Annotated in this window: 18 protein-coding genes; 13 read left to right on the top strand and 5 right to left on the bottom strand. The window is 60.9% G+C overall.

What is annotated here, in order from left to right; all coding sequences use genetic code 11:
• Positions 1-3 precede the first annotated feature (3 nt).
• Positions 4-819, bottom strand: coding sequence for a quinone oxidoreductase family protein (locus LQK83_RS18080; RefSeq protein ID WP_230838790.1), 816 nt, complete (start codon positions 817-819; stop codon positions 4-6).
• Between the two features lie 148 nt (positions 820-967).
• Here LQK83_RS18080 and LQK83_RS18075 point away from each other — a divergent pair, with 148 nt between their 5' ends.
• A complete protein-coding gene (locus LQK83_RS18075) occupies positions 968-1,813 on the top strand; it encodes a LysR family transcriptional regulator (protein ID WP_230838789.1) in 846 nt (281 codons plus the stop codon).
• Here the strand turns inward: LQK83_RS18075 and LQK83_RS18070 are convergent.
• Genes LQK83_RS18070 through LQK83_RS18055 form a run of 4 tightly spaced genes read right to left on the bottom strand, consistent with a single transcriptional unit; the run spans position 1,800 to position 5,028 of the window.
• Complete coding sequence (locus LQK83_RS18070) at positions 1,800-2,693, bottom strand: SMP-30/gluconolactonase/LRE family protein (RefSeq protein WP_230838788.1); 894 nt, start codon at positions 2,691-2,693, stop codon at positions 1,800-1,802. The two genes, LQK83_RS18075 and LQK83_RS18070, sit on opposite strands and share 14 nt — an antisense overlap.
• Entirely contained in the window at positions 2,690-3,331 is a 642-nt protein-coding gene (locus LQK83_RS18065) for a 2-dehydro-3-deoxy-6-phosphogalactonate aldolase (RefSeq protein WP_230838787.1), read from the bottom strand. Before LQK83_RS18065 ends, LQK83_RS18070 begins: the two co-directional genes overlap by 4 nt.
• A 21-nt stretch (positions 3,332-3,352) precedes the next feature.
• On the bottom strand, positions 3,353-4,258 hold the full coding sequence (locus LQK83_RS18060) for a 2-dehydro-3-deoxygalactonokinase (protein WP_230838786.1): 906 nt from the start codon (positions 4,256-4,258) through the stop codon (positions 3,353-3,355).
• Complete coding sequence (locus LQK83_RS18055; protein WP_230838785.1) at positions 4,258-5,028, bottom strand: SDR family NAD(P)-dependent oxidoreductase; 771 nt, start codon at positions 5,026-5,028, stop codon at positions 4,258-4,260. Before LQK83_RS18055 ends, LQK83_RS18060 begins: the two co-directional genes overlap by 1 nt.
• 149 nt (positions 5,029-5,177) lie before the next feature.
• Here LQK83_RS18055 and LQK83_RS18050 point away from each other — a divergent pair, with 149 nt between their 5' ends.
• The 12 genes from LQK83_RS18050 to LQK83_RS17995 all read left to right on the top strand — a co-directional run bounded on the left by LQK83_RS18050 (position 5,178) and on the right by LQK83_RS17995 (position 16,695).
• Entirely contained in the window at positions 5,178-5,993 is an 816-nt protein-coding gene (locus LQK83_RS18050; RefSeq protein WP_230838784.1) for an IclR family transcriptional regulator, read from the top strand.
• A gap of 252 nt (positions 5,994-6,245) precedes the next feature.
• Positions 6,246-6,965: a helix-turn-helix transcriptional regulator gene (locus LQK83_RS18045; RefSeq protein WP_230838783.1), complete on the top strand. Its 720-nt coding sequence runs from the start codon at positions 6,246-6,248 to the stop codon at positions 6,963-6,965.
• A gap of 116 nt (positions 6,966-7,081) precedes the next feature.
• Positions 7,082-8,110, top strand: a complete 1,029-nt coding sequence (locus LQK83_RS18040) for a glycosyltransferase family 2 protein (RefSeq protein ID WP_230838782.1) — start codon at positions 7,082-7,084, stop codon at positions 8,108-8,110.
• 78 nt (positions 8,111-8,188) lie between these two features.
• Positions 8,189-9,316 carry an Mrp/NBP35 family ATP-binding protein gene (locus LQK83_RS18035; RefSeq protein ID WP_230838781.1) on the top strand — a complete coding sequence of 376 codons (1,128 nt, stop codon included), beginning with the start codon at positions 8,189-8,191 and terminating at the stop codon, positions 9,314-9,316.
• Positions 9,317-9,585: 269 nt separating this feature from the next.
• Complete coding sequence (locus LQK83_RS18030; RefSeq protein WP_230838780.1) at positions 9,586-10,563, top strand: magnesium transporter CorA family protein; 978 nt, start codon at positions 9,586-9,588, stop codon at positions 10,561-10,563.
• A gap of 30 nt (positions 10,564-10,593) precedes the next feature.
• On the top strand, positions 10,594-12,495 hold the full coding sequence (locus LQK83_RS18025) for a potassium transporter Kup (RefSeq protein WP_230838779.1): 1,902 nt from the start codon (positions 10,594-10,596) through the stop codon (positions 12,493-12,495).
• Positions 12,496-12,613: 118 nt separating this feature from the next.
• Positions 12,614-13,789 carry a cell wall hydrolase gene (locus tag LQK83_RS18020; RefSeq protein ID WP_442966793.1) on the top strand — a complete coding sequence of 392 codons (1,176 nt, stop codon included), beginning with the start codon at positions 12,614-12,616 and terminating at the stop codon, positions 13,787-13,789.
• Positions 13,790-14,046: 257 nt separating this feature from the next.
• Positions 14,047-14,379 carry an AtpZ/AtpI family protein gene (locus LQK83_RS18015; protein WP_230838778.1) on the top strand — a complete coding sequence of 111 codons (333 nt, stop codon included), beginning with the start codon at positions 14,047-14,049 and terminating at the stop codon, positions 14,377-14,379.
• Between the two features lie 82 nt (positions 14,380-14,461).
• Entirely contained in the window at positions 14,462-15,223 is a 762-nt protein-coding gene (locus tag LQK83_RS18010; protein WP_230838777.1) for a F0F1 ATP synthase subunit A, read from the top strand.
• Between the two features lie 81 nt (positions 15,224-15,304).
• Positions 15,305-15,529 carry a F0F1 ATP synthase subunit C gene (locus LQK83_RS18005; RefSeq protein ID WP_109855594.1) on the top strand — a complete coding sequence of 75 codons (225 nt, stop codon included), beginning with the start codon at positions 15,305-15,307 and terminating at the stop codon, positions 15,527-15,529.
• Between the two features lie 88 nt (positions 15,530-15,617).
• Positions 15,618-16,190 carry a F0F1 ATP synthase subunit B gene (locus LQK83_RS18000; protein ID WP_230838776.1) on the top strand — a complete coding sequence of 191 codons (573 nt, stop codon included), beginning with the start codon at positions 15,618-15,620 and terminating at the stop codon, positions 16,188-16,190.
• 13 nt (positions 16,191-16,203) lie between these two features.
• Positions 16,204-16,695, top strand: coding sequence for a F0F1 ATP synthase subunit B (locus tag LQK83_RS17995; protein WP_230838775.1), 492 nt, complete (start codon positions 16,204-16,206; stop codon positions 16,693-16,695).
• Positions 16,696-16,779: the final 84 nt, after the last annotated feature.

Here is a 16,779-nt window from a genome sequence, read left to right as displayed (position 1 = left end):
CGCCTAGAAACACCCAAAGCCAACCCAAACGACCAAAAACCCGGCCAAAACAGAGGCCGGGCTCGATAAGGCACGTCTAACAATCTCCCAGCCGCGAAGACATCGCATTATGCAACGGTCCCCGAAGGGACGGACGGCCTGGAAATTTCTGACCAATCCTTCTCCGCCAATGCCGTCGACAATGAAATCCACGCCCTTGCCGCCGGTTAGCGTCAGAACCTCCGTGACATAGTCCGCATCGCGCCCGACGATCACGTGATCAGCACCCGCATCTCGCGATATCGCAGCCTTTTCGGCATTGCTGACCGTGGCAATGACCGTAGCCCCGAGGCGCTTTGCCCAGCGGGTCAGATATTGTCCCAGTCCTCCAGCGCCGGCATGAACGAGGATCGTGTGACCGCTGGCGAGCGGGAACACCTTGCTCGTCAGCATGGCAACGGTGAGCCCGCGCAGCATGGAGCTGGCGGCGAGTTCGAACGACACCGCTTCCGGCAGCTTGATTGCCCGCCAGGCCGGCAGGAGCCGTGTGCTGGCATAGGCGCCCAGCGGAAGCCCTGCATAGACGATGCGGTCCCCCGGCGCGACATTCGTCACGCCTTCGCCGACAGCCTCGACGATGCCCGCGCCCTCGACGCCGGGAACGGCGGGAAGACCGGGCACCGGATAGGTGCCGCTGCGATGATAGATATCGACGAAGTTGACCCCGATCGCATGATGCCGCAGCCGGATTTCACCGGGGCCGGGGGTCTTTGCGTCGATGGCTGTCGCGGTCAGCACATCGGCATTGCCGTGGGCGCGGATTTCGATCTGGATATCCATGTCATCATTCCTTCGATTGAATGGCCCCGCAGCACAAAACCGGACAGCGGTTTTCGGAATGCGGTGTTGCTTTCGACGAGAATATTCCACAGGATCGAACGGGAGAAAATTCACGATTTTTTCTCAGCCGATGGGAGAAAACGAACAGATGACGGATTGGCAGGATCTGCGCCATTTTCTGGCTTTGGCCTCAACGGGCTCGCTTTCAGGGGCGGCGCGACTATTGCGCGTCGAGCACGCCACCGTCGCCCGCCGTGTCGCGGCGCTTGAAGAAGCCTTGGCGCTGAGGCTCGTCGACAGGCGCGGACGGCAATTGATGCTGACGGCGGAGGGCGAGCGGGTTGCGAAAGTGGCCTTGCGGATGGAGGCCGAGGCGGAAGCGCTGTCGCAGATTCGCAATTCCGCCGGCGGCGTGGAAGGGGAGGTGACGCTCAGCGTTCCGCCAAGTTATGCCGAGGCCCGCCTCATGCAGCCGCTCGCGCGGGTTCGCGCGGAGCATCCGGGGCTCAGGCTGCGCATCATTGGCGAGACGCGTTACGCTTCACTCGAACGGCGGGAGGCCGATATTGCGGTTCGTCTTCTGCGCCCGGAAAAGGGCGAGTTCACCGTTCGCCGCATCGACAGCTTTGCGTTGCGCCTTTATGCCAGCCCGGACTATCTGCGCGATCGTGACAGAAGCACCTGGGATTTCATCGCTTACGATGAAACCATGGATTCGGCACCACAGCAAAAGAGGCTGAAGGAACAGGCGGGTGCCGCCGGCTATGCGATCCGCGCGAGCACGCTCGACATGCAGGCGGCGCTTGCGCGTCTCGGCTGCGGTGTGGCTATGCTGCCTGATTTCATCGCTGCGCGCGATTCCGGGCTGACCCCGGCCGAGCCAGATGCCGAGCCCTTTTACCGCGAAGTCTGGATGACGGTTCATTCCGACATCAAGGACGTCCCGTCGATCCGGGTCGTCCTTGATGCGTTGAACGATCTCAGTCCCACTTGAAGTCCGGCTCGAAACGGCCATTGACCTTGATGCCGAGATCGAAGGTGAAGCCCGCCCGCGGTTCGGCAGCAAGCCGGTCCGCGTCCATGCCTTCGCAGGCGCTGGTCACCATCAGCCTGTCCGCGTTCTGGCCGATGAAAGCCGGGCAGGAGGTCTGCGGCGTGGGCAGCTTGTAGATGGCGAGCTTGCGGCCGGAGGGATCGAACTGGTGGACGCTGCCGCCATCCCAGTGCGCGCTCCAGACATGGCCGTCGGCATCGCAGACCGCCCCGTCGGCAGCGCCGCCCGCCTCGCGCTCGTCGGAGAACACGCGCGGTTCGCCGGCCGGCAGGCCCGTCTTCGGGTCGACGGCGACGCTCTTGATGATGTTTTCCATCGTGTCGACGAAATAGGCGGTCGCGCCATCCGGCGAAAAGCAGATGCTGTTGGGGATGGAAAGCCCGGAAAACAGCTTTGTCACCTTTCGGCCGGCCACGTGATAGATCGCGCCCGCGCCCTTGCGGCCTTCGCCGGTCTTGGTCATCGTGCCGAACCAGAGCGCGCCGCTCTGGTGCACGCGGCCATCGTTGGAGCGCATGTTCGGCTTGTCGGCCTCGATCTCGAGAACAAGCTCGGTCGCCCCCGTCGCGCGGTCGCGGATATAGATGCCGTGTTCGGAAACGAGAGCCTGGCGCTTGTCGTCGATGCGCGCCAGCACCGAACACATGGCCGGAAGTGCATGCACCTGCTTGGCGCCCGTCGAAAGCTCCAGCGAATGCAGTTCCTTGTCGACGATGTTGAACCAGAAGGCCGTGTCCGTCACGCGGTCGTAAGCCGGGCCTTCCCCGAGATGAAGATTGGTCTCGTCCAGCGCGCGGCCCTTGAATTCATGCGTTTTCATGCGGCGCCTCCGAACACGGCGTCATAGGCGGCGATGGTGGCGCGGGCACGCAATTGCACCTCGGCCAGCGTCATGCCGGGCTTATAGACACTGGAGCCGAGTCCGAAGGCCTTGATCCCCATCTTGGCATATTCGCCGAAATTCTTGTCCGAGACGCCGCCGACGGCCGCAATCATCAGATCGGCGGGCAGCACGGCGCGGACCGCGTTGATGCCGTCCGGCCCGAGAACCGATGCGGGGAAGAACTTCAGCCCCGTCGCGCCCGCGCGCGCAGCGGCCAGCGCTTCCGTCGCCGTGAATACGCCCGGCAGCGTGACCATGCCGAGATCGACGGCGCGCGTCAGCACCGGCACATCGACATTCGGACTGACGAAGAGCCGTCCGCCGGCGTCGAGCAGCTGGTTCACTTCGCCGACGGTCAAAACCGTGCCGGCGCCGATCAGCGCGGAGGAGGGGGCACGACGCGCGGCAATCTCGATCGACTTGAACGGCTCGGGCGAGTTCAGCGGAATCTCGATGGCTTCGAAACCTTCATCGAGAAGGACGCCGACGACATCCTGCGCTTCTTCTGGCTTCAGGCCGCGCAGGATGGCGACAAGCGGATAGCGGATGGGCGGAAACGGAACGGGGACGGGCATGGGCCTTCACTCCTTGGACAATCAGGACCAGATTTGACGGGCGGCGGTGGCTAGCCCCTTGCGGACAGCCTCATCTGCATCAATGCTTTCATGGGCGATGCCGATCGTTTTCAGGGCGCTTTCATAAAGCGCGCGCATGCTGCCGGAGGCGACAAGGCGGATGTTGTGCCGGTTGTCGCTGCCGGTCGCGCCGCCGATTTCCGCGCCGATGAGCGTTCCGGAAATATGGGCAAGAGCGGCTGCCGGCGTTGCTCCGTTGAGAAGCTGGCCGGAGCGGGCCGCAAACAGCTGGCTGGTCACCCGGCCCGGCTGTGCAAACGCGGCGCGCACCGCATCCCTGAAGGAGGCGCTGTCCGCACCCTCGGCCACCGTCTTGTCCGGCGCGGCAAGGATCGTGTGCTTGCTGATCGTGTCGTAAAGCTCGCCGGTCATATAGGTCGAAAATCCCTCCACGCGGCCGCCATCCACAGTGACCCATTTTGAATGGGTCCCCGGCATGCAGACGAGTGAACGTTGGGTCAGCGCACCGGCAGCGCCGAGCAATTGCGTTTCCTCGCCGCGCATCACGTCCGGCCGGCCGTCGAAGCGTTGGCAAAGGCCGGGCAGGATGCGGATGTCGCGCTTGATGCCGGGAGCTGCAATCGCGCCCTTGCTGATGGCGGAAAGGTCTGCCGGTGTTTCCACATAGCCGGCCTCCGCCCAGCCGCCCCGCGCGCCGGCCATGCCGCAGATGAGGATGGGCCTGTCGGCTGGCGCCTTGGCCGATTTCAGATGCCGTAAAAGCACATTGGCAAAGCCTTCGCGGGCGGCAAACAGCATGCCGTCGCCGCCGCGGCTTTCCGAGAGCACGTTGGCATCCTCGTCGAGAACCCAGAGCCGGAAGGAGGATGTCCCCCAGTCAACAGCGATCAGGTTTGGTTCATGCATCAAAAAACGCCTCCGTCGACGATGATCGATTGCGCCGTCATCGCAGCCGATTGCGATGAGGCAAGGAAAAGACAGGGGCCGACCAAGTCTATCGCCGTGAGCGGCCGCTTCAGGCATTGCCGGCCGGCCACGAAACTGGCGACACCTTCATCGGTCAGCCAGAGCGTCTTCTGCCGCTCGGTCACCACCATTCCCGGAAGTACGGCGTTGACGCGAATGCCGGCAGGGCCAAAGCGTCCGGCTAGTGTCTTGGTCAGTCCGATGATCCCGGCCTTTGCCGCGCCATAGGCCGGCAGGTCGCCCATGTTGAGCAGATAGGCAATCGAGGAAAAGTTCACAACCGCAGCACCCGGCGCCTTTTCAAGATAAGGAACCGCCGCCTGCGTGACGAACATCAGCGGCTTGAGGTTGATGGCCTGGCTCGCATCCCAATCCGTCTCGCTGATCGTTGCCGGATCGTGGCGGTCGTCGCGCGCGGCATTGTTGACCAGCACCTTCAGCCCGCCCAGCTGCCGGGCCGCCTGGTGCACAGCCTGTTGCGCATCTTCAACGCGGGAAAGATCGGCCTGAATGAAAAGCGGCCGGTGAGGTGCGTCATGAAGCGCGCTGACCAGCGCTGCACCTGCAGTTCCCTCGATATCAATGAAGGCGGTGCGCGCGCCCTGTGCCGCAAAGCCGGCAACAAGGCTTGCGCCGATGCCGCTGGCTCCGCCCGTCACGAGCACAGGCACATCCTGCAGGCAGGCGTAAGTCACGCTGTCCGGCTGCATTCATCCTCCCTGGACTGCAAAGAGACCCCCTGCGCGTGGGTGGTAATTGCAGCCGTGTGTTCCATTATCTGGAACTATGTTTGACTATTCGGAATAATCGGGCCTATCTAGTTCAACGTCAAGTCCATTTCCAGTGCGAGGAGAGAGCGGTGAACGCCACCGACAGCGTTTCCCCAAAAGATGCCAGAACTCCGGCTGACACCGGCACTCTAGGCAAGGCCATGGCGATCCTCGATCTTGTGGCGCAGACATCCGAACCGATGCGCTTTTCCGACATTCTTGCCGCTGCCGGTGAACCGCGAGGAACGTTGCATCGGCGGCTGAAACACATGCTGGACGAAGGGCTGCTGGAAATGGGCGCCGACGGCCGCTATCGGTTGGGTTTGCGGCTGCTGCATTTTGCCTCCGAGACATGGGCGCGCCATGACATGCGCATGACCGTCCGACCGCATCTGGAGAGACTGCGGGAGACGGTGGGGGAGACCGTGCATTTCGGTGTTCTGACCGGCTTCGAGATCGCTTATCTCGACAAGGTCGAGGCCACCCAGAACGTCCGCATGCATTCCCGTGTGGGGGCGGTCTCGCCGGTTTACTGCACCGGAATCGGGAAGGCGGCCCTGGCGCGCCTGGATGATGAGGCACTGAAAGCCCTGCTTCCGAACATAAGCTTCAGGCAATATACACCGACAACAGTGAAAAACAGTTCGGAGCTGCTTGCCGTAGTGATGAACGTACGTCAGGATGGGGTTGCTTACGATCTCGAAGAGCATGAGCCTGGTATATGTTGCATCGCAGTAGGTATCATGGCCGGGGACAAGGCATGCGGCGTCTCCATCACGGCGCCGGCTTATCGTGTCGACAGGAAGAGGCTTGATTCGTGGCGTGACCATCTCGTTGAAACGGCCAACCGAATCGAGTTTGAGCTCCTGGCCCGAATGGGGCCTGCTGGGCGATCCTTTTCCTGATCGATACGCAAGGGAACAACGAAGAAGTGTAAGCCCTTGTTAATTTAGGCGACTTGCAATTGAATCTGTTCCGGAAAACTCAAGTTCCGAATTTAACTTGGGCTGTTTCTGAATTGTTCGATTGACTTCTTCTATCGTATCGATGTCGATGGGCGCTCCAATTTGCCTATCGTTCATCAAGCGCAGGCGATGAGCCAAGCGAAAGGTATTGTCTTGCGACAAGCTATTTTCACAGAGCGAGATATCGCAGAATTGTGGAAGGCCGGAGCCAGTTTCGAACTGGAGTTCTCCGAGCTGAGAACCCAGTTCGACGTTTTCCGCGCCCTCAAGCGCGTAACGGCCGAGTTCGGCTGGCGCGCCTTTATGGTCATGCGCATGCCGCGTGATCTGGAAGACATCACGCTCTCTGCACTCTCCATTATCTGCAGCTGGCCGGCGGAGCTCGTCAGCCGGTATGACGAGCAGGGGTTTCTCAAGCAAAGTCCCATTCTGGCGCGTCTGAAGAAATCCGTAACACCGTTCCGCTTCGACATGACGACGATTCCGGAAGCTGATCTTCAGGGAGTGGTCGCCAAGGCTGTTGAACTGTTCACCAGCTTCAAGATGGAGCGCGGCATTTATTTCCCCGTGCATGATGTGCTGGGCAACCGGGCCGCCGTGATGCTTTCGGGTGACCGCGAGCCCGCCGAAATTAACGAAATGCTGCAGCTGTCGATGATCTCGACGCTGCTTTTCGAGCGGATTTCGCAACTTCAATATGCGGATGAAAAGCCGGCCGAAGAGCTGAGCGAACGCGAGGTGGAGTGCCTGATCCTGACATCGGCCGGCCGCACGAGTGCCGAAATCTCTGAAACGCTCGGCGTGTCGGAACATTCGGTCAATCACTATCTCAACCGTGCCGCCAAGAAACTGGGAACCTCGAACCGGACGCAGGCGGTGGCCAAGGCCCTGCGCATCGGGCTGATCCGCTGACGTTTTCCGCCTGCATAAATCCGTGGAAATTCATAGCCCATTTGGGCTAAGGACATTCCCAGATTTCTCTGCGGCGTTCAGGTGTATATATGGCGCCGCAATCAACGGAAGGTGTCATGAGTTCGATCGACAGCCCCCTCAGAGTTTCCATCGTTGCGCCTTGTTACAACGAGGAGGACGTGATTGAGGAGTTCGCGCGACGGGCCCTTGCCACAGGACGTGTCGTTGCGGCGGGAAGCTTCGAGCTTGTTCTCGTTGATGACGGGTCGCGCGATGCGACATGGTCGAAGATCGAGCATATGTCGCGCGAGAATCCGGAAATCGTCGGCGTCAGGCTGATGCGCAATCATGGACATGAACTTGCCTCGACCGCCGGCATCGCCTCTTCACGAGGCGCCCGCGTTCTGTTGATCGATGCAGACCTTCAGGATCCGCCGGAACTGCTCGGCGACATGATGGCGATCATGGATCGTGGTGCCGACGTTGTCTATGGTCAGCGTGGTGCGCGCAAGGGCGAAAGCTGGATGAAGCTGACGACCTCGGCCATCTTCTACCGTCTGCTGCGTTGGCTGGCCAGCGTTGACATCCCCTCCGACACCGGCGATTTCCGCCTCATGACACGGCGTGTCGCCGAGCTTCTTCTGTCCATGCCGGAGCGTGATCGCTTCCTGCGCGGCATGATCAGCTGGATCGGCGGTCGGCAGGTGCCGATCATCTATGAGCGCGATCAACGCCATGCCGGGACCACCAAATATTCCTATTCGAAGCTCCTGCGCCTCGCGCTCGATGCGATTACCGGCTTCTCGGCACGGCCGCTGCGAATCGCCTCCTGGGCCGGTGTCGTCACCGCCTTCATCGCGCTTTGCCTTCTTGGCTACACGTTTTACAGCTTCGAGGCCGGTTGGGCTGTCACCGGCTGGTCGAGTACCATGGTGGCCATCACGGTCTTCAGCGCGGTGCAGTTGATCACGCTCGGCATCCTCGGCGAATATATCGGCCGCCTCGTTCAGCAGAGCAAGGGACGACCGCTCTACATGGTCGATCGGGTGGTCCGCGACGGCGAAGAGGTGCCGCTGGTCGATTGTCCGGAGATGCGCTCCGGCAACGAGCACCAGTTCCGCTCGCGCGACCCCTTCTTGCCGTAACAGCCCGCCTGTCTTAAATGAGACGCTGAAAAACGGCCTTCCCTCGGGCGGGCCACATCAGCAATGAAGGAGAATGCGATGTCGGCAGAACTTTCCGCCAGGGTCATCGACAAGCTGAAAACGCTGCAGATGCCCGGAGCGGGGAAAGACGTCGTCAGCCTCGGCCTCGTCTCGGATGTCTTCGTCTCTCAGGGCAAGGCCTATTTCTCCATCTCGGTTCCGTCCGAGGCCGCCAGCAGTCTCGAACCGCTGCGCGAAGAGGCGGCGCGCCTTGCATCGTCCGTTCCGGGGATCGAAGCGGCGACGGTCGTGCTGACCGCCGACCGCAAGGCCGGCTCGCCTGCGGCTGCGGCGCAGTCGCAGCGTCCGGCTCACGCCCATGCCCAGCCGCGCCCGGTCGCAAAACAGGCCATTCCCGGCATCGGCGCGATCGTCGCCGTCGCCTCCGGCAAGGGCGGCGTTGGCAAGTCGACGACGGCCGTCAATCTGGCGCTGGCCTTCCAGGCAAACGGTCTGCGCGCCGCCGTTCTCGACGCCGATATCTACGGTCCGTCCCTGCCGCGTCTGATGAAGATTGCCGGTCGCCCCCAGCAGATCGACGGGAAGCTGATCCGTCCGATGGAAAACTACGGCATGAAGGTCATGTCCATGGGTTTCCTGGTCGATGAAGGCACCGCCATGATCTGGCGCGGCCCGATGATCCAGTCCGCCCTCCTGCAGATGCTGCGCGAGGTCGCCTGGGGCGATCTGGACGTTCTGGTCATCGACATGCCGCCCGGCACCGGCGATGTGCAGCTGACGCTTGCCCAGCAGGCGGCGCTTGCTGGCGCCGTGATCGTTTCGACGCCGCAGGATCTGGCGCTGATCGATGCACGCAAGGCCGTCAACATGTTCAACAAGGTCGAGGTTCCGATCCTCGGCATCGTCGAGAATATGAGCTATTTCGTCTGCCCCAATTGCGGCACGAGCCACGATATCTTCGGCCATGGCGGGGCAAAGGCCGAAGCGCAAAAGATCGGCGCGCCGTTCCTGGGTGAAATTCCGCTCGACATGGAGATCCGGCTGAATTCCGATGCTGGCACACCTGTTGTCGTCAGCCATTCCGACGGGCCGCATGCAAAGGCCTATCGCGAGATTGCGCGTCGGGTCTGGGAAGGTATTGAAGGCCGCGCAGCCCCTGTATTTCCGGAGATCACCTTCGAATAAGACAGGTATGCTGGACGTATCCAGCGACCGAAAGCCACAGGGCGCTTCATTGAAAAGCCGGTTTTTCGTCAAATTTCCGCTTGGAATCTTAATCGCCCTGTGATTTGAATGCAGCGCAGCAGGGGCCTGATTGGCGCGGCACAGAGACCCGCCAGGCATCTGCGGAATTGAAATGAACGTAGGAAAATCCTTAGGACAGCGGACGCGGCCACAGGCCTGACGATAACACCGCACACGACGTTTCAAATTGGCAGGGACCATCCCGTTTCATGATCATGATTTATAGCGCTGATGGCAGCGCACGGCCTCTTGCAGCCGCGGAGCCGATTGATGTCTGTCCGGACGATACCGTCTGGATAGATCTTCATTGCCCGACGCGCGATGAAGAGACGCTCGTCGAGCGCGTTCTGGGCATTGCCGTGCCCACGCGCGACGAGTTGAAGGACATCGAGCCATCCAGCCGTCTCTATGCCGAAAACTCCGCAATCTACATGACGGCCTCCGTCGTCTGGCGCTCCGACAGCGAGCAGCCGGAACTGACCGACATCGGCTTCGTCCTGGCGGCGGGCCGTCTGGTGACGGTGCGTTATGCCGAGCCGAAGGCGATCGGCCTCTTCATCGGCGCGTTTTCCCGTTGCGTGGACGGCCGCTGGTCCGGGCTCAAGGTTTTGTCTCGCCTGCTGGAAACGGTCAGCGACCGCAGCGCCGAGATTCTCGAGCTGGCTGAGCGCAAGGTCGACGACATCTCGCGTCACGTTTTTGCCGCCAATGCGCGGCAAGGCCGGCGCGGCCGGGTGTTTCCGCAGGCCATTCTCTTTAATATCGGCGAGGAACAGCGCCTCGTCGCCAAGACGCGCGACAGTCTCGCGTCGCTCTACCGGCTTCTGACCTTCTTCTACGCCCTGCCTGTCCTCCAGGAGGATAAGGACATGCGCGAACTGTGCCGCACCATCACGCGGGACGTGCAGTCGCTGTCCGAACACGCCAACTTCGTGTCCGGCAACATCACCTTTCTGCTCGATGCCTCGCTGGGCTTCATCAATCTGGAGCAGAACGCGATCATCAAGATCTTCTCCATCGCCAGCGTCGTTTTTCTTCCGCCGACGCTGGCAGCTTCCATCTACGGCATGAATTTCAAGGTCATGCCGGAGCTCGAATGGACCTATGGCTATCCTCTTGCGTTATGCCTCATGGTCTTATCGGCAATCGTTCCATTCTTCTTTTTCCGCTGGAAAGGGTGGCTCTAGGTCTCACGGGCCGGAGCGTGAAGGTTCAATATGAGCAATTCGGTTGATAATGAACAACAGGGGCCTTCTGGTCTGAAAAGTCTGCTGACGCTGGCGCTCGGCTCTGTCGGCGTCGTCTATGGCGACATCGGCACCAGCCCGCTCTACGCTTTCAAGGAAGCGCTGCGGCCTGTTTCGGTGGACGGCATCGACCGGGGCGAAGTCGTCGGCATCATCTCGCTGATGCTGTGGACTTTGACCATCATCGTGACGCTGAAATACGTGCTCTTCCTGCTGCGCGCCGACAACGGCGGTGAAGGCGGCACGCTGTCGCTGCTCGCCCTGCTGATGAAGACCGCCAATGGCCATGCCGCCGTGCTGTTCTTCATGGGCATCGCCGGCTCCGCGCTGTTCCTCGGCGATTCCATGATCACGCCGGCGCTATCGGTGCTCTCGGCTGTCGAAGGCCTGCAGCTCGTGACGCCGGAATTGAAGGAATTCGTCCTGCCTCTATCGCTGACGATCCTGATCGCGCTGTTTCTGGTCCAGTCGCGCGGGACCGGCGCAGTCTCGGCCTTTTTCGGTCCGATCACGGCGATCTGGTTCCTCGTCATGGGCGTCATCGGCATCGTTCACATCGCCGACGACCTGACGATTTTCACAGCTCTCAATCCCTATCATGCGGCAACCTTCCTGTTTCGCGAACAATGGCTCGGCGTCGTCGTTCTGGGTGCCGTGTTCCTGACGGTCACGGGCGCGGAAGCGCTTTATGCCGACCTTGGCCATTTCGGCCGCCGGCCAATCCAGCTCGCCTGGTTTGCACTCGTCTTCCCTGCGCTGATGCTCAACTATCTGGGCCAGGGCGCATTCATTTTGAAACATCCGGAAGCGGCCGAAAATCCGTTCTTCCTGATGTTCCCCTCCTGGGCGCTGTTGCCGGCGGTCATTCTGGCGACGGCTGCGACCATCATCGCCAGCCAGGCCGTGATCACGGGGGCCTTCTCGCTGGTGCGTCAGGCGATCCACCTGAACTTCCTGCCGCGCATGGAAATCCAGCATACATCCGAAACCCATACCGGCCAGATCTTCCTGCCGGGGGTCAATATCATCCTGATGATCGGCGTCGTGTTCCTGGTTCTCGGTTTCCGCAGTTCCGATGCGTTGGCCACCGCCTATGGCATTTCGGTCACCGGCGCGATGACGATCACCACGGTCATGGCTTTCGAATTCGTCCGCAAGCAATGGCACTGGAGCCTTGCAGCCGCCATTGCGGGCCTGCTGCCGCTTCTGCTTCTGGAGCTTGTCTTCCTGGGCGCGAACCTCTTCAAGATCCATGACGGCGGCTATGTCCCGATCCTGATTGCTGCCGGCATCGTCATCGTTATGTGGACCTGGCGCCGCGGCAGCCGCATCCTGGCGGAAAAGGCCAAGGCCAACAATATCCCGATCGACAAGTTCATCGAGATGGTGAGCCGCGAAAGCGAGCATGCGCCGGCTACCGTGCCCGGCACGGCCATCTTCCTGACGTCGGATCCGGGCTTCGCACCGGCAACGCTGCTGCACAACATCAAGCACAACCACGTGCTGCACAAGCAGAACATCATCCTGTCGGTGCGCACGGCCAACAAGCCCTATGTGCCGGACGATATCCGCTATTCGCTCTCCCATCTGTCCGACCGGTTCACCAGCCTCGAAGTCCGCTTCGGCTTCATGGAAATGCCGGACATCACCAAGACACTGGGGCGTATCCGCAAGGAGGGCATGAAGTTCGAGATCATGTCGACCTCGTTCTATCTCGGCCGACGGCAGCTGCTGGCAAGCCCGGATGGCGGCATGCCGCTCTGGCAGGACAAGCTCTTCATCGCGCTGGCCAACACCGCGACGCGCCCGTCCGACTATTTCCGTCTGCCGTCAAACCGCGTCGTCGAACTCGGATCGCAGGTCGTGATCTGACGTTGGCGAGGGCAATCGCTTCGGGGCCGCATTGCGCTCCGAGGCGGCGTTAACCAAGTATCAAGGTTAATAATGCATTTTCAACTGCATCGAAGACATGCAGTTTGGAGTTGCGTGCGTGCGTAGGAATGCGATTGCGCTGAGCGCTGGCGGCTTTGTGAACCGCAAGATGCTGACGATTGCCGCCATGGGCCTCGCTGCGCACATGGCGTTGCCCACGGAAACGGGACGCTCCGACATTGCGGCCTATCTCTCCGGCCTCAACAGCGGCGGAGCGAACATGCTGCTGACCCGGTCGCCCGCCGGCTCCATACAGCAGGCCAATGTCGTCTATAAGGATCCGATGCAGACGGGAAGCATTGCTGGCAGCGCCGGTCTCGCCCTTCCTGATGGCACCAAGGTCGCGCTCAGCAACGATAAGAAGAGTGCCGATGCGACGCCGGATGAGGCGCGCGTGACGCGCGGGCTTAAAAAGTCCCGCATTCTGGCGATTATTCCGGTAGCCCCGCCGAAAGCCTTCACGGCCGGCTCCATCCTCGATCGCACGAGCTTCAACTTCACGCCGCTCAGCAAGCTCGACAAGGAGCTCGCCTTCGTCAAGCCGAAGATCACCGGCAAGGAATTGCAGATTGCCGAGACCTTCTATGTGAAGAAGGCGCCGCAGGCTGTCGATGACAGCGTGCCGACCGAAATCGCCGGCCTCGTCAACAACAAGCGCGCCGATATTCTGGCGACCGCCTATGCCAATTCCGGCCCGGACTATGCGCGCGTCTCTCCCTTCGACTCAATCCTGAACCAGAATGCCGATGATGGCCGCTTCGTGCCGGAGATCGGCCCCAAGGATCATGCCTGGGCCGCGACCCCGTTGCCCCCGATTGTCTTCACCGCCGAAGAACAGGACTGCCTGACGCGCGGCATCTATTTCGAAGCCCGCGGGGAAGAGATCAAGGGTCAGGCCGCCGTCGCGCAGGTCATTCTCAACCGCGTGCGCAATCCGGCCTATCCCAAGACCATCTGCAACGTCGTCTACCAGAACGAAGACTGGAAGAACCGCTGCCAGTTCTCCTTCGCCTGCGACAACCTTCTTGACCGTATCCTGAACCGTGACAGCTGGAAGGTCGCCAAGGATGTCGCCATGGCAGTGACGGCCGGAAAGATCTGGCTGCCGGAAGTCGGTTCCGCCACGCATTACCACGCGACCTATGTGCATCCCGCCTGGGCGCGCACCATGATCCGCGTCGCCCGCATCGGCGATCACATCTTCTATCGCACCCGTTATGGCGGCTGGAGCTGAGCTCACGGGGGCTCGGCTGCGGCCTTTTGCCCCCCTTGTAGGGTCCGATTCAGAATAACTTTCGTCTCACATTTGCAACTATTTGATTTTCCATAAGAAACTCTTTGAGGCTTCATTCCCTGTCAGCCTTGACTAGACGGGTTCACAAAACTATGTTGCGCGCGAATTGAGGAACGGGCCATACTGGCGCCGCAAAACTGCCGTGAGGCGCGACCGGAGAGGGTTTCGCCGAACACGGACCGTGGAGGGCGCTTAAGATGGATGACGGGGAAAACGGTCTCGACAAGCGCTTGAACGATCTGGGCGAGCGCATCGCAGAGCGAAAGACGGCCGCTGACAGGGCAGGGGACAAGGCCAGGGGCGCGGATAAAAGCGCATATTCCCAGGCGATCAAGGTTTCCAGCGAGTTCATTGCGGGCGTCCTCGTGGGCGCGCTGATCGGTTATGTCGTCGATACGCTGGCGGGAACCGGGCCTTGGGGGATGATTGTCTTCCTCCTCCTCGGGTTCTGCGCAGCGGTTCTGAATGTAATGCGCGCGCTCGGCGTGGTGGCGACACCGCAGCCTCGGAAGCGCGACGACACGAAATGAACTGTCCGGGCGTAGCTCGCGGCATGATGATGAAAAGACGTGATCCCAAAACGGGTCGCGATAGAACGAAAGAGACTTGACTGTGTCTGCAGCTGACAAGGTTGATCCGATCCACCAGTTCCATCTGAAGGAACTCTTTCACATCGATTTCGGCGGGCTGAACCTCTCGTTCACCAATTCCTCGCTGTTCATGGTGCTGACGGTCCTGGCCGCCGCAGCCTTCCTTTATTTCACCACATCCAGCCGCTCCCTCGTTCCGGGTCGCGGTCAGTCTATGGCTGAAATGAGCTACGAGTTCGTCGCCAACATGCTGCGCGACGGCGCCGGCAGCCACGGGATGAAATTCTTCCCGCTGGTCTTCTCGCTGTTCATGTTCATTCTGGTTGCCAACCTTCTCGGCATGATTCCGTACTTCTTCACGGTCACCAGCCACATCATCGTTACTTTCGCGCTTGCCATTCTCGTGATTGGCCTTGTCGTGGTCTATGGCTTCTACAAGCATGGCTTCCACTTCCTGAACCTCTTCGTTCCGAGTGGTGTTCCGGGCGTTCTTCTGCCCCTCGTCGTCGCCATCGAAGTGATCTCGTTCCTGTCCCGCCCGATCAGCCTGTCGGTTCGTCTTTTCGCCAACATGCTGGCCGGACACATCACGCTGAAAGTGTTTGCGGGCTTCGTCTTCTCGCTCGGTTCGCTCGGCGCCATCGGCGTCGCCGGTGCTGTTCTGCCGCTTCTGATGGCAGTCGCGCTGACCGGTCTCGAATTCCTTGTTGCGTTCCTCCAGGCATACGTCTTTGCGGTACTGACCTGCATGTACCTCAATGACGCTTTGCATCCTGGGCACTAAGCAGCAAGCAAGGAAAAAAACGTTGACGCCAAATCGGCGTCAGTCTAAAGCCGCAACAAAACCATTTCCAAGGAGTAGAACATGGATCCTCAAGCAGCAAAGTACATCGGCGCTGGTATCGCTTGCCTCGGCATGGGCGGCGCTGGCATCGGCCTCGGCACCATCTTCGGCAACTACCTCGCTGGCGCACTGCGCAACCCGTCGGCTGCTGACGGCCAGTTCGGCCGCCTGATCTTCGGCTTCGCCGTTACGGAAGCTCTGGGCATCTTCTCGCTGCTCGTAGCACTGCTCGCCCTGTTCGGCTGATACCTCTTCGATCCAAAGAGGGCCACGGGCTTCGCGCGGCGAACATCGTGGCCCTTTTTTCATGACGTATCCGCACCTGGAGGTGACAATGTTCGTGACATCGGCTTTTGCCGCGTCAACGGAAGCTGCAGCCGGAACGCAGGTTCCTGCGGAAGCGGCCGGCCACGAAGGCGGTTTTCCGCCGTTCAACCCGCACTACTTCGGCTCCCAGATCCTCTGGCTGGCGATTACGTTCGGGATTTTCTACCTGATCATTTCCCGCGCGGTTGCGCCTCGCATCGGTGCGATCCTCGAAGATCGCCAGGACCGGATTGCGCGCGACCTCGACGAAGCGTCTCGCATGAAGGCTGAATCGGATGCAGCGGTTGCTGCCTTCGAAAAGGAACTCGCCGACGCCCGCGCAAAGGCCGGCAGCATCGCTGCTGAAGCCGCCGCTGTCGTCAAGGCCGAGGCCGAAAAGGAACGCGCTGCTGTTGAGGCCAGCCTGTCCCAGAAGCTTGCTGCTGCTGAACAGCACATCGCATCGATCAAGTCTGCGGCACTCGCAGAAGTCGGTTCGATTGCCGAAGAAACCGTAACCGAAATCGTCCGTCAGGTCGTTGGCGTCGAGCTGACGAGCGCGGAAGCCGCTGCCGCCGTCAAGTCGGCCGCAGGCAACTGAGGAGGGTTCTTCGATGAACGCAACAGATTGGGCAACTCTTTGGGCCTTTGTATCGCTGCTGCTCTTCCTGGGCCTGGTGGTTTACCTCAAGGTTCCGGGCACGATCGGCAAGGCGCTTGACAAGCGCGCTGACGACATCAAGGCACATCTGGCCGAAGCTGCTCGTCTTCGCGAAGAGGCACAGGCGCTGCTGGCCGAATACCAGCGCAAGCGCAAGGAAGCCGAAGCTGAAGCAGAGCACATCGTTGCTGCCGCCAAGCGCGAAGCCGCTGCTCTTGCCGAAGACGCCAAGCGCAAGACGGAGGACTATGTTGCCCGCCGCAACCAGCTGTCCGAGCAGAAGATCAAGCAGGCCGAAGCCGATGCGATCAATGCCGTTCGCTCAGCTGCCGTGGATATCGCGATTGCTGCTGCTCAGAAGGTTGCTGCCGAAAAGGCAACCGGCGCCACCGGCGATGCGCTCTTCCAGAACGCGATCGAACAGGTTCGCACCCGTTTGAACTGATCAATCAGTTCGATGAGAATGGCAAAGGCCGGCCTAGTGCCGGCCTTTTGCGTTTACGCAGTCCGGACGCAAAACCGGTTACGC

The sequence above is a fragment of the Rhizobium sp. C1 genome (assembly GCF_021026335.1).
Classification (GTDB): domain Bacteria; phylum Pseudomonadota; class Alphaproteobacteria; order Rhizobiales; family Rhizobiaceae; genus Ensifer_A.
This window is presented reverse-complemented; position numbering and strand designations above follow the sequence as displayed.